General features: G+C 41.5%; 15 protein-coding genes and 1 pseudogene. 9 read left to right on the top strand and 7 right to left on the bottom strand.

From position 1 onward, the window contains the following. The first annotated feature begins 256 nt into the window (after positions 1 to 256). From NSTC731_RS27845 to NSTC731_RS27835, 3 genes are all read left to right on the top strand, one after another. A complete protein-coding gene (locus NSTC731_RS27845) occupies positions 257 to 787 on the top strand; it encodes a hypothetical protein (RefSeq protein ID WP_334935277.1) in 531 nt (176 codons plus the stop codon). Between the two features lie 213 nt (positions 788 to 1,000). Then, positions 1,001 to 1,315: a hypothetical protein gene (locus NSTC731_RS27840; RefSeq protein ID WP_445627789.1), complete on the top strand. Its 315-nt coding sequence runs from the start codon at positions 1,001 to 1,003 to the stop codon at positions 1,313 to 1,315. Further along, the gene (locus tag NSTC731_RS27835; protein WP_322714827.1) at positions 1,305 to 1,673 is read left to right on the top strand and encodes a pentapeptide repeat-containing protein; all 369 of its coding nucleotides are present in this window, start codon (positions 1,305 to 1,307) and stop codon (positions 1,671 to 1,673) included. The genes NSTC731_RS27840 and NSTC731_RS27835 overlap by 11 nt, the downstream gene beginning before the upstream one ends. A gap of 215 nt (positions 1,674 to 1,888) precedes the next feature. Here NSTC731_RS27835 and NSTC731_RS27830 read toward each other — a convergent pair whose 3' ends face one another. Next, a complete protein-coding gene (locus NSTC731_RS27830) occupies positions 1,889 to 2,875 on the bottom strand; it encodes a LysR substrate-binding domain-containing protein (RefSeq protein WP_445627788.1) in 987 nt (328 codons plus the stop codon). Positions 2,876 to 3,217: 342 nt separating this feature from the next. Here NSTC731_RS27830 and NSTC731_RS27825 point away from each other — a divergent pair, with 342 nt between their 5' ends. The 3 genes from NSTC731_RS27825 (at position 3,218) to NSTC731_RS27815 (ending at position 5,421) form a co-directional block, all read left to right on the top strand. Continuing rightward, complete coding sequence (locus NSTC731_RS27825; protein WP_445627787.1) at positions 3,218 to 3,928, top strand: cadmium resistance transporter; 711 nt, start codon at positions 3,218 to 3,220, stop codon at positions 3,926 to 3,928. Positions 3,929 to 4,008: 80 nt separating this feature from the next. Next, positions 4,009 to 4,671, top strand: coding sequence for a hypothetical protein (locus NSTC731_RS27820; protein WP_445627786.1), 663 nt, complete (start codon positions 4,009 to 4,011; stop codon positions 4,669 to 4,671). Between the two features lie 321 nt (positions 4,672 to 4,992). Then, complete coding sequence (locus NSTC731_RS27815) at positions 4,993 to 5,421, top strand: YidH family protein (protein WP_445627785.1); 429 nt, start codon at positions 4,993 to 4,995, stop codon at positions 5,419 to 5,421. 20 nt (positions 5,422 to 5,441) lie between these two features. Here the strand turns inward: NSTC731_RS27815 and NSTC731_RS27810 are convergent, their stop codons facing one another. The 6 genes from NSTC731_RS27810 to NSTC731_RS27785 all read right to left on the bottom strand — a co-directional run bounded on the left by NSTC731_RS27810 (position 5,442) and on the right by NSTC731_RS27785 (position 11,690). After that, positions 5,442 to 6,164, bottom strand: a complete 723-nt coding sequence (locus NSTC731_RS27810) for a class I SAM-dependent methyltransferase (RefSeq protein ID WP_445627784.1) — start codon at positions 6,162 to 6,164, stop codon at positions 5,442 to 5,444. A gap of 427 nt (positions 6,165 to 6,591) precedes the next feature. After that, the gene (locus NSTC731_RS27805; RefSeq protein ID WP_445627783.1) at positions 6,592 to 7,278 is read right to left on the bottom strand and encodes a mobilization protein; all 687 of its coding nucleotides are present in this window, start codon (positions 7,276 to 7,278) and stop codon (positions 6,592 to 6,594) included. Between the two features lie 414 nt (positions 7,279 to 7,692). Further along, positions 7,693 to 8,409 (bottom strand): pirin family protein, encoded by a 717-nt coding sequence (locus NSTC731_RS27800; protein ID WP_445627782.1) that lies wholly within the window; start codon positions 8,407 to 8,409, stop codon positions 7,693 to 7,695. Positions 8,410 to 9,042: 633 nt separating this feature from the next. Then, the gene (gene dps / locus NSTC731_RS27795; RefSeq protein WP_445627781.1) at positions 9,043 to 9,615 is read right to left on the bottom strand and encodes a DNA starvation/stationary phase protection protein Dps; all 573 of its coding nucleotides are present in this window, start codon (positions 9,613 to 9,615) and stop codon (positions 9,043 to 9,045) included. 116 nt (positions 9,616 to 9,731) lie between these two features. After that, on the bottom strand, positions 9,732 to 10,781 hold the full coding sequence (locus NSTC731_RS27790; RefSeq protein WP_445627780.1) for an aldo/keto reductase: 1,050 nt from the start codon (positions 10,779 to 10,781) through the stop codon (positions 9,732 to 9,734). A gap of 384 nt (positions 10,782 to 11,165) precedes the next feature. Further along, positions 11,166 to 11,690 (bottom strand): calcium-binding protein, encoded by a 525-nt coding sequence (locus tag NSTC731_RS27785; RefSeq protein ID WP_445627779.1) that lies wholly within the window; start codon positions 11,688 to 11,690, stop codon positions 11,166 to 11,168. A gap of 310 nt (positions 11,691 to 12,000) precedes the next feature. Between NSTC731_RS27785 and NSTC731_RS27780 the strand changes: the two are divergent. The 3 genes and pseudogenes from NSTC731_RS27780 to NSTC731_RS27770 form a co-directional block, all read left to right on the top strand. Beyond that, positions 12,001 to 12,105 (top strand): annotated as a pseudogene (locus NSTC731_RS27780) (Uma2 family endonuclease); the annotation flags it as partial. A 114-nt stretch (positions 12,106 to 12,219) separates the two neighbouring features. Then, complete coding sequence (locus tag NSTC731_RS27775) at positions 12,220 to 12,627, top strand: thiol-disulfide oxidoreductase DCC family protein (RefSeq protein ID WP_445627778.1); 408 nt, start codon at positions 12,220 to 12,222, stop codon at positions 12,625 to 12,627. Positions 12,628 to 12,834: 207 nt separating this feature from the next. Then, entirely contained in the window at positions 12,835 to 13,017 is a 183-nt protein-coding gene (locus NSTC731_RS27770; RefSeq protein WP_445627777.1) for a hypothetical protein, read from the top strand. Positions 13,018 to 13,030 lie beyond the last annotated feature (13 nt).

Genomic DNA, 13,030 nt, shown 5'->3' with positions numbered 1-13,030 from the left:
GGGGGAGAGGTCAAAATAGCACTCGTCGAACTCACGTTCAAGAAGGAGTCAAAATTCAGAATTCAGGATTTAGAATACTATATCCATGCCACACTATCCCGTTCGTGAAGTGTCTTGTAGAGTAAGACGGTGAGGAATGGGTATGCCAAATTTCTGAAAGCAATTTCGTCTTTGTCTAACCATCGCTAACCTCGACCCGGAAAACATGGCAGATTACTTGAATAAGTACCAAAAGTCTGATAGGAAAACCATACTAATGAGAATTTGGACTACTACTGCTGTGCTAGCTGCTTTTTGGCTAATATCTGGGGTCATCGGTTCTAAGCCAATCAACGCTACTTCTGTTTTGGTAGAAAATGCCATATCATCTCCGGCGCCAACGAATGCAAAACAGATTACTGTCAGTAACACCGAGTTTGGTCTGAAGAGAGTTGACTCCAAAGGAAACGTTACCATTTTCCAGACAACAAGAGTGCCACTTCAGGAAGGAAACACCTACGGATGGCGGATTAAACTCAAAAACTACCAAGGTGAAGTGAAATGGCGTGAAGTCTTGTATTTACCAAAACCTCCAGAAACTTGGGGTACAGATAATGGCGAAGATTTCTCAATATCAGCAGACGGCAAGACATCTGTAACACGACGCACACAGTCGGCTCCCGAAGGTGTAATTGAGAATTTTTGGACAATCGCCCCTGGCGATCCAGTTGGTAAGCATAGAATAGAAGTCTATATTGATAACCGTTTGATCGGTACTTTTCAGTTTGAAGTTATTCCAGTTAAGTAGATGTGAAGGGCATTGGGCATGGAGAAGAGACAAGGTAGACAAGGAAGAGGGGGGAGACTTGGGAGAGACTTGTTCAATAATTTCCCCTTGTCCCCCTTGTCTCCCTTGTCTCCTTGTCTCCCCTACTCCCCTGCTCCCCTGCCCCTCTGCCCCTTAGCCTTAAGCTGAGGAGTATCTTAGAGATAGAAGTTTGATTTTTGTTAGGTGGCGATCGTGAATACAGAGGAATTTCTGCGATTGATCGAAAAGCAACGCCTATGTCCTCAGACACTACCAAAAGGGCTGCAAGCAATGTGGTATGACAGCAAAGGTGATTGGAACAAAGCTCATGAAATAGTTACAGATGCCAGCGATGCTGACAGTGCCTGGGTTCATGCTTACCTGCATCGCAAAGAAGGCGATTTGAACAATGCCCATTTCTGGTATCAACGCAGTGGTCAACCAGTATTTTCAGGAGAACTAAGCCAGGAATGGGAACAAATAACTTCTGTATTGCTAAAGAAGGTGAACGCTACGCATGAATGCTGAAGAATTAAAAAGGCGTTTTGCCGCAGGAGAAAGATATTTTCCAGCAGTTAACTTGAGTCGGGATAAGCTGATTGGAGCCGATTTGCCGGGAATTAATTTATGGGGATCTGACTTGAGTGGAGCTAACTTAGCTAAAGCTAAACTCTGGGGAGCAGATTTGAGTAGAACTAATTTAGCCAAAGCGAATTTGACCAGAGCTAATTTGAGTGGTGCCAATCTGAATGAAGCAAATCTTCGGGGAGCAAAACTCAACTATGCCAAGTTGTATGGAGCCAATCTGACTGGCGCTTACTATGATGAAAGTACGCGGTTTTCTAGAGGTTTTGACCCGATTAGTAGAAATATGCGGAAGGTGTGAAGGAGATTGGGGGCAGAGGGGCAGGGGGGCAGAGGGGCAGGGGAGCAGGGGAGCAGGGGAGACAAGGAGACAAGGAGACAAGGGAGACAAGGGGGACAAGGGGAAATTATTGAACAAGTCTCTCCCAAGTCTCCCCCCTCTTCCTTGTCTACCTTGTCTCTTCTCCATGCCCAATGCCCCATGCCCAATGCCCCATGCCCAATTCCCAATCTTCTTTAAATAACTGATACATGTTGATGTGAATTATCCAACATAGACGATATCAACATTTGTTCAAAGACTTTGGAAAGAGCAGTTTGAAAACGCTGACGATGCTTGATTTTGAAAAAAGGTCGAACTATTTCTGCGTAGGCGTAGTCTGCCGTAGTCATCACACTGTTGCCTTCTCTATTATCAATAACTCGAATTGCCCGCAGAGTTCCTAGCTGGATTTCTTTTTTTACCATCAACTCAGAAATTCCAGTTGCGCCTACGCCATTTTCAATTGCGGCTTTTGCCATCTCACCACTGGTGAACACTAAAATTACATTCAGTTCGCTGAGGTTGATCCCCCAATTTTGCAACGCTTCTTCAAACCTTTGTTGTGTACCAGATTCTGGCACCCGCATCACCCAAGGAGTTTGAGTTAATTGGCTTAAATCAATTTCTCCCCACTCAAACCAAGGGTGTTTTTGACCAACCACAATTTGTAAGCGATCGCTTCCCACTATTTCGTACTCTAGAGTATTCTGAAGCGCTGGCTTCACATCACCTTCCACCAAACCTAAATCAAACTGTCCCATTGCTGTACCGACACAAATCGTTTCTGCATTGGCAAGGGTACAGTCAATCTGGATACCAGGATATTGGCTTTTAAACTCACTAATCTTACTTGGTAGCCAGTAGTTACCAATGGTCAGACTCGACCCTAATTTCAATTCACCCCGTTGCAGATTGTTCAATTCTCGCAACCCCCTTTCTGTCAAGGAAACTTGATCGAGAATTTTCTGCGCTTCCACTTGCAGTAATTTACCCGCTTCAGCAATTTCGATATGGCGACCAATCCGATGGAATAGTTTCACTCCGTATTCTTGCTCTAAGTTGTGGATCGCTGCACTGACAGCAGGTTGTGTAATATAAAGCTCCTCTGCTGCGCGAGTGAAGTGTAAGTTCTGCGCCACAGCCAGAAATATTTTTAGCTGCTCAAGCGTCATTCCTGCCATTGGTCGTATCCCTAAGACTTGATGTCAAAAATTTAATCACTTTCATTTATCATTTTGACAAATAAAAGCATTTGATTCTATCGGTTAGTTTGACTAAAGTATAAATCAAAGCTTCGGCACGGAATCAAACGGCCAAGTAGAGAGGGGGACAAGGGGACAAGGGGACAAGGGGGACAAGGGGGACAAGGGGTAAACAAAACTTTTAACTCCCAACTCTTGTACAGACGCGATTAATCGCGTCTCTACTCCTAACTCAGCACTGGCTCAACGCCCTGCTTCCGCTAACAGAACTCTTAACGCCCCATGCCCCATGCCCAAGCATGAATATAAGGACTTCCACAAATGAACGATTTAGTAACTGCAATTACCACAGGGATTACTGCATTCACTGCCACCAACATTGATGATATTGTCATTCTGACGTTGTTTTTTTCACAAATCAGTAAAACGTTTCGCAGTCGTCACATCCTTGCTGGTCAGTATCTCGGTTTTGCAGCATTGATCGTTGCTAGTCTTCCCGGTTTCTTGGGTGGACTAATCATACCGCAGGACTGGATTAAACTACTTGGTTTTATGCCCATAATCATTGGTGTGAGCAGTTTACTAAAACGCGAAGAGGATTCACCAGAGGAAGCTGAAGAAGAAACCGAGCCGTCTTCTCCCTCTATAGTTAGGAGTTTTGTTTCTCCACAAACTTGCAATGTTGCCGCGATCGCCTTTGCTAATGGCAGTGATAATATCAGCGTCTATGTGCCCTTGTTTGCCAACTCAGAATTAGATAGTCTGCTGGTGATTCTAAGTGTATTCTTTACCTTAGTGGGTGTATGGTGTTATACCGCTTACAAGTTAACTTATTTGCCTGCGATCGCTAACTTTTTAACTGAAAATGGCAATACTTTTGTCCCTTGTATCTTGATTGGTTTAGGCGTGTTTATTGTCACAGAAAATGTTACCTGGACTCTTTTATCTGTAGTTTCTAGTTATATATTCTCATTGATTTTAGGTTTCAATACTCAACCGTCGAGTGAAGAACAAGAAAAATTAAGTGTCTAATCAAGAGGTGCATCATCAATTTTCTGAGCAAAATGAATTCTAAACTGGTAAATATCTTACCCATCAACAGGAATCAAAACATGAAAATCTGGAAATCTCTGCTAATTGTCTTAATGATTGTCGCTAATCTAGCTTTTGCTCAACCTTCTTTTGCTGATAGACCAAAATTTAGCAAAAACCCTGATTACATCGAAGTCACTAAAGCTCTTAAACAACTCTCGCAAACAAAAGATGCCCAAACTCAAGTTGAAGGTCTGACACCAGAAGAAATTCAAAAAAGAACCGAGGAATTAACGCTGCAAAAATATGCTTTAGAGACGGGAATCAATTGGGGTCAATGCAACAACCAAACAGGTAATACCATAGCGGTATACGGTAAAAGACCAAATGAAGAAGAAGATGACGATGCCGTATACGAGAATGGTCTATATTTTCTAGCTGATGGTCAGTCCACTAAAAATAACTGGGATTGTGATGGCATCTATCTACCGAATGATGTCCAGGTAGCAAATTTCACTTCTAGTCCTAATGGGCAAGGTGAAGAATTGACAGGAGCCGCGGCTCTGAAGATCCTTGATGGAACTCAGTTGGTAATTAAAAGGAATCCAGCTACTGCTGCGATTGAATTGAATGTCCCGACTGTAAAAGTTGTTAACAGCAAAGAGGCTAACTGGTTTATCCCAGATATATCGCAGGATCTCATAAATACACGAGTTCCTAATGCGCCTAGCAAACAGTCTTGAAATAGAACTGCATAGTTTATTTTTGAATGATTGTTCTGAATTTAAATAGGGTAACAGCCAAAATCAGAGAAGAACAGGACAAAAACTGGTGAAACATCTCTTTGATCTTGGCTCTTTTTTTTTGAATTTATCTATCCTCAATTTTAGGCTTGTTTTATTTCTATATCTGCATTAAAATAAATTTTGGGAAAAATGTACAATCACAACAAGCATATTTCAGTAGCGCAACTATTGTGCTGGTTGCAAGTCATCTGGAAAGAGATTTCCTACTACCTTCGCATTTTTTTGATAAGAGCCGCTTTGGGGATAAGGGTATTATTGATGCAGTTAAAATTGAAACCTACAGAAGAAGAAAAAGATAAAAAAAAGCCAGGACGACTGAATCCGTCTAGAATCCGAGATCACTTGGCAAATGAGCGTACCTACCTCGCTTGGATGCGGACAGGAATCGCTCTTTTAGGTTTTGGTGTAGTCATCGTGCGTTTGCGTGCCTTCCATGTACCTTTAGTACCCCGTCCTGGCAATGGCTGGAAGTTAGGTTTAGTCTTCTCGCTGGTGGGTTTAATCACGGTATGGCTTTCAACAGGACACTACTTTGCAGTCCGTCGTGATATCGAAGAAGATACTTACGAACCGACAGACCGCTGGGTGCTGCTGTTCAGTCTTGCTGTGATGATTCTCGGCGCTGGGGTAATCTATTTTGTTTTTACAACTTCTTTAGATCCCATGAGTCCACTTATCCCTGAGTAATAATCCTGAGTAATAATATTTTAAAATCGTATCTTATACAACTCGAATAATTCTCCTGATTTATGCGTTACGACTTTAGCACCGGCGGTCTTAATCATTTTTTCCCACTTAGCCAAAGGCTCTAAAAATACCTCAGCCCCTAAATAGGTTTCCAGAACTGCCCAATCTTCTGCTAGAGGCTGTTCTGGATTGAGAACGTCAAATACAAAATGTCCGCCTGGTTTTAACACCCGCTTCACCTCTGCTAGTACAGCATCCCAATATTCGAGGGGAAAATAGCAGCTAAATCCGGTGGCGATCGCTAAATCAAATTGCTCTGATGGATAATTTAACTGATGAGCTGCTCCCAACTCAACTCCTTTGAACAGCTTAGAATTCAACTGTGGCCCGCGAGAATTCAGAGTATCGCGGGCCACATTACTGATTTCTTGCCCATGAAAAAACGCTTGCCAATCCCGCCAAGGATAGATTAAAAAGCTGATCCCACAGCCAATATCTATACAGTGTTGATTTTTTTGAGGTTTAGCAATTTCCCAAAAAGGGGAAGCAATTCTTCCTGAGAAACTCCCAGCAATCCACTCGCTAAATATCGGCATTGCTTGTACTTCTGCTGGGAGTTCAAAGGTTTCACGTTGATATTCTCGGTTAAAGCGATAGGCTATTTGGGCTAATCTTTCGTCCCAGTTGGTTGATTTGGGTGAACTAAAGAGATTTTTAAACTGAGAATCGGACTTTTTAGACATTTAGGTTTTTGCGACTCTTTCTTAGAATTGTAGTCAAATTCGCCAAGCGATCGCCTCTTGTAAAAGTGCTTTTTGCACTCTTGGGGAAAAGGGTAAAGGTTAAAGGGGAAGGGGACAATACAGAACTTTTTCCCCTTCCTCCTGTCCCTTATCCCCTTCTTGGGACCCCACCCTCCCCTTCTTTCTGGGGCAGGTTTTTTTGATTAGACAAATTTTTGGGATTTTAAAACCAAAACCATTGTCTGAGAACTTAAAACTACGTTCAATAATTGAGAACATTCTCAACTATTTATCGAAAGCCTAAAAGCCTGCCCTTGAAAGCCCTCCCCTTATCCCCAGAGGGGGCCCCACCTTCCCCTTTTCCCGACAAATGCCAAGAAGTCTAATGACAAATGACCAATGACCAATGACCAATGACTAATGACTACTATTCAACTTTTTCATACCAGATACCTACTTTTTCAAAAGCACCATAAGCAAGCTTCAGAAAATTCACTATTCTCTGTTTCCCAATTATCCCAAATTCTTTATATTCTCTAGCCTCTGCAAAAGTCAGGCGATTTTGGTCAATTATGTTTCTTTCTCTGTATGCTAACTTCGGAAAATCTATAACTTTTATCTGATATTTATTTACTAGGTTCTGATAGTTGGAGTCTGACTCTAGATGCTCCCAATCATCACACAGCCCTAAATTCCTCACCAGAATATGAGGGATTTTCTCACCGTAAGTATTCACTGACTGAGCAAACAGGTTGATGCTGTCATATCCTCCTGTCGATACAAACCATTTGCAAAAGAGAACTCCTTGGGAACTTCCTAGTTCAAGTAATTGATTAGATTCAATCCACCCTTGTACTGCTCTATGCGATTGTGCGGCTAAATTAACAATTACTGGCTTCTCTATCGCCCACTCAAATATTCTATCTGCCTTATTTGCCTGTCGTTCATTCTCACTAAACACAGCATATTTACATATTTCCTTATATACCCCTGCGACATCTGGATTCGATCTATCTGTCTCCACTGGTACAAATGGGATTCTCTTATCCAAACAATACTGAATCATTGTTCTGGCAAAGAGAGACTTTCCTACCCCGCCTTTTTCACCATCCACAAAATGAATCGTCGGCATTACAGCCACCTCTAATAGTTATTAAAGTCTGATACATCTTTCCCAAACTAAGAATTTTTTGGCCATTGCCCCCCAAACTTGTCAGTTAACGGGAAAAAGGGAATGGGAAAGGGGAAAGAAAAAACCTTTAACCTTTCCCCTTTAACCTTTTCCCAAAACCAAATTCCAGTTTAAAATCCAAAACCCGACCAGTATTGCATTGCCCCCAAGTATTTGGTGGTTTTATGAGAAAGTATAACCGTGATTTGGATAGATTCCAACAGTCTCATTTTACACAGGAGAAGTCCGTCTGCGCAGACTAAAACAAAACAAGGGGCTTAAGCCCCTTGTTCTAACCTGCAAAGGCAAGTTTTGTTTGTTTAGACGCGGTTTCTAAGCGCCCTTTTAGCTGCAATATTAGCCTAAATCGAAAAGCAAGATTTCGCCGCCGATGTTGGTACTAATTTCTAGCTGTTCTTCGCCGTTGATTTGTACACCATCACCGGCTCTGAGTTCTTCACCATTTAAGTTGACTATGCCTCGCGCTATTTGTAACCAGGCATAACGACCGGGTTTGACTTGATAATTAACAACATCACCTGACTCTAAAACAGATGTATATAACTCAACATCTTGGTGAATTGTCACAGCACCATCGCGCCCATCTTTAGAGGCAATTAAGCGGAGTTTACCGCGCTTTTCTTCGAGAGGAAAAGCTTTTTGTTCGTATCTTGGCGTTATTCCTTCTCGATCGGGAAGAATCCAGATTTGTAGCAGGTGTAATGGTTCAGTTGGTGAAGGATTAAATTCACTGTGGCTGATTCCAGTACCAGCACTCATAATTTGGGCATCACCAGGGCGAATTACCGAGCCAGTACCCAAGCTGTCTTTATGCTCTACAGCACCTTCTAAGACATAAGTGAGGATTTCCATGTCACGATGGCTGTGGGTAGGGAATCCAGCACCAGGGGCGATGCGATCGTCGTTAATTACCCGCAGAGAGCGAAATCCCATGCGGTTGGGATCGTAAAAACTACCGAAGGAAAATGTGTGATAACTATCGAGCCAGCCCATTTTGGCGTGACCACGGGAATTGCGATCGTGAATTAAGTGGGTAATTGTATTTTGAGACATATATTTACCTCGTTCTTAATGAGTATTTAGAGACGCGATTCATCGCGTCTGTACAAGAGTTAGGAATGGAATTAGGATAAATTTTCAGTAACCTAATAACTTCTTCAAGTTGAAGCATTAATCTTGATGTATTACTTGTCGAAGATATTTGTGAATTTTGTCACCTGGTTTTGAACTATTTCAATAGTAAAGTATATACATATAAATGAAAAGTACGCACTTAAAAGTGACGTACTTACCAAAAAGATACTATTAGATTTAATAAAGACTACTTTTCTAAAAAGTTACTAGTAGCATTAAATGTAGGTTGGGTTGAGCAACGCGAAACCCAACATTGATCGGAGTGTTGGGTTTCGTTCCTCAACCCAACCTACAATTTTTTTTGCTAAATTACTGCATTTTCAAGTTTTGCACAACAAGATTATCTGCTAGTACAACAGGGCGGAAATAAACCAACGATTCCAAATCAACGAAACCCTAATACTGTATTAATTTTTAATTCTGCCTTGCGTACTAGTAGCGTATCAAGACTAAATTTATTGCAGCAACTTTTTAGCTGTGTTACACCAATAAGGTGCATTAAACTTTAGTCTAATGCACCCTATTAGTAAATCAAGTGTCTCTCAAAAGTGCTTATTTGACAGTAGCAGGGATCTTTTGAGTTTTAGTAGTACCCGCTGTGCCATTCTCTGCTTTAATTTCTGCTACTTGCAGATGAGCTTCTAAGAACCAGAGTCGTTTGTCAATGGTGCGAGAAATTTCGGTGTAAAGGTCAGCGGTATCGAGATCGCCCAATTCATCAGTTTTATCGATCGCATCCCGCAGGTGTTTAGCATAAGATGCAAAGCGATCTGCTAAGGCTGTCACATGGTCTTTGCCATCCAAAATATCTAAGGGGTATTCTGGCAAGATGGAATTACTAGCTGCGGCGCGGACTGTTCCAAAAGCATAGCCACCTAAAGCTGTGACGCGTTCAGCGATCAAATCGATGAACTCTTCTAATTCCCCTGCAATTTCATCAAATAATAAGTGTAGCTGATAGAAGTCAGTTCCTTTTACATTCCAATGTGCTTGCTTTGCTTGGGTTTTTAGATCCGAAGTAGCTGCCAAGCTTTGGTTGAGAAGTACCACAATTTGCACTCGCGCTTCAGCGGGAATGTCAATACGGGTGGGGTACAAACGTGATGTAATGCTGTTGTCGCTCATGATTCTACGTTGTTAATGCCTTTTAAATCCAACTTTACAGAATTGCAAGGCTTGGCGAAACTCTCTGACGATAGATTGAATTAATGCCTGAATATGTTACTGTTTATGACTATTAGTTAAATACGATGGTTTTCTATGGTATTGAATGTACCACCGAAAAGGCGATCGCGAATTACGTCATTCTGCAAAAAGTCATGGGGAAAACCCACTTCAATTTGACTCACTTCATCTAACCGTTGCAGATGTTCTGGCGAAAGTGTGACTTCTATTGAAGCTAAGTTATCTTGAAATTGCGTTAACTTACGTGCGCCAACGATCGGAATAATCACACCACTTTGAGCGCGTAACCAAGCTAATGCTACTTGTGAAGGTGTATGACCAATTTCTGCTGCAACTTGACTAACAACTTCAGCGATCGCTAAATTTTTTTCAGAAATCCCTCCGCCCAAAGTTTCGAGTCGCCCTTGTTCAGCGCCTCCTTGAGGAGACCGATTATACTTCCCTGTCAACACACCACCACCCAAGGGCGACCACGGTGTTACTGCTAAATCGAAGGCTTTAGCCATCGGAATCAAGTCCCGTTCTGGTGTTCGCTGAATTAAACTATACTCAATTTGCAGGGCGACAAACTGCGTCCACCCTTGATAATGGGCGATGGTATTTGCTTGGGAAACGATCCAAGCGGGTGTATCAGAAATACCGATGTAAAGTACTTTACCTTGACGCACTACATCATCAAGCGATCGCAAGACTTCTTCAATCGGTGTTGTGAAATCCCAAGCGTGCAACCAGAATAAATCAATGTAATCGGTATTCAGGCGTTTGAGACTACCTTCTAAAGACTGAATTAAATTCTTGCGATGGTTTCCACTGGCGTTAGGGTCGCCCTTTTTATCATTCATCCGCAAGGGAAAGGAATATTTTGTCGCAACTACAAAGCGTTCGCGTTCTTTAGCAATCAACTCGCCAACAATTTTTTCACTGCTACCATCGGTGTAACCGTTGGCGGTGTCAATGAAATTTCCGCCTGCTTCTGCATAGCTATCAAAGATTTTCCGACTTTCGTCAACAGATGCACCCCAACCCCAATCTTCACCAAAGGTCATGGTTCCCAAGGAGAGTTCAGAGACTCTTAACCCGCTTTTGCCTAAGAGTTTGTATCTCATGAATATTTTCTCATTAATGAAAAAACTAAGCAAATACCATTCCAAAGGCATGATAACTGGAAATCGGGGGCGATGTTTGAGGACAAGCCTTTTAGTATTTATATTGTCGTGCTATTTAAATGCGGCGATCGCTTTGCAATACTACTCGATCAAGGCTAAACAAGAAAAATGTGTAGTTGAGTTTTAGCGTTCCCTAACCTACAAAAATAAATTATTAAATATACTGTTGTTTTAATAATATAATAAAATGCAACCTGAATATGTTTCCATAACTAGATTTTTAAATTTACGAAACTCGGCTTCTGAGTTTTTTGATGTCTGCTAATGGTGCCATAGTCCATTTAGCTACGACACCCGACCCTACAATCTAAAATCAAAAATTTTCTAGGCGATTACTTCAATAATTTGAGGACCTTTAACGCCGTTTATTTTAGCAATTTCGACAAAGCCAAATTGCGAACCGCTACCATCTTTGTCGAAGAATAGAATCGAGCTACTGGTGTCAACTCTAAAGCGTTGGTTAGGGTTGGTGAAAGCACTACCGAGAGTTAATTGAGAACGTTGTAATTGCCCTACTACGAGTCCACCTCCGAATCCAGATGCAGAAACTTGGATTTTATCACCTTGAGATGCGTTTAAGTCATTGATAATATCGCCACCCTCTAAAGCACTGTTGTAACGGAAGATATCAGCTCCTGCTCCACCAACTAAGGTATCTCTACCTAATCCGCCAATTAGAATATCATTACCATCTCTACCATCAAGGTTGTCATCACCTGAACCACCGTTCAGAGTATTGACTCCAGCATTCCCTATTAAGCGGTCATTTCCATTCAGTCCATTGATTACATCGTTGCCAATAGTAGCGTTAAGAACATCGTTTAAAGGGGTTCCAGTGATATTAGCCATACTTGTTTATTAGGTAATTGGTGTTTTAAGATACAAAGTCTGACAATTAAGGATATACTTACATGTCGCAAGCATCCAGTATTTTCTTGTGCTAATGTATGTACGAAAAAAGACTATATATTAAACAGGAATCAATACACAAGATTCTTTTGTAAAAAAATAAGAATGCTGATTATTTTTTGTGGTGAGAGTAATTTATATAGAAACATTCTATAGTCCTTGCTTTGAAACTATGATTGTAGGACTTTTATGCTGTACAAATGCATCGTGATGTTTATCGGTAATCGCAAATAACCAACCTTTGCCGTTTGTTAACGGTGTTTACCAACAACAACAATATTGCTTAAAAGATACTATTTATTCTAATGTTTTGCCAAATTTACAACTTAAGCTAGACGACATTATGCATATTTGAACTGGAGACTGGTTCGGTGAGATAAAAGCGATCGCTACGGTTTTCTAAGCTAGAATACCAAAGTTGTGTTTTAGACACATTCGACAATTCAATTGCCAAAGAGCCATTATTTTTATGAATTACTACGTAATCTACGACGGGAATTGTAATCTCTGCGTTACCCTAGTGCGATCGCTAGAAACCTTAGACCAAGGAAAACTATTTCGCTACAGTCCCATGCAAGATGAGCAGACACTTTTACAGTGGGGAATTTCAGCCCAAGATTGCGAACAGGGGATGATTTTAATTGATGGCAATAACCCTCAAAGACGTTGGCAAGGCAGTAACGCAGCAGAAGAAATTGGGCGGTTATTGCCAGCAGGAAGTATATTTGTAGACGCTTATCGAGCATTACCGGGGATGAAATGGGCAGGCGATCGCTTTTACGAGCAAATCCGCGATAATCGCTACACCATATTTGGTAAACGTTCTAATACATATCAATCATCGTACTGTGTAGATGGTAGCTGCAAGCCAACTTAAGTTAAATAGGCCGTTAAAAACCGCAGTGACACGAAGCTTTACCCCCCCTGCGTGGTTTTAAAAATTCCTACCTCCTGCCTCTTGCCTCTCAATACTGTTGGTTAAGGCAAGAGACGCGATGAATCGCCGTCTCTACAATAATCGGTTTTGCGATCTAGAATTTTCATCAAAAAACCTTAACAAAACTGTATTGCCCTGTCTCTTTATTTGTCATTAGACAGAATTATTTTATTCAAAAATCCGCCTCCAGATGCTAGCAAAAAGTCTGCTAGACCAACCATTATGCTATCTGGCGTCTTTGTAAACATTGTGCAATCAATGACATTTGCGATCGCCTACAGCGGGTGGGTACGCCATCGCGCCACAATTCGGCACAACAAACTGAACTGACGGGAGGATACTG

It is taken from the genome of Nostoc sp. DSM 114167 (assembly GCF_052692655.1).
This window is presented reverse-complemented; position numbering and strand designations above follow the sequence as displayed.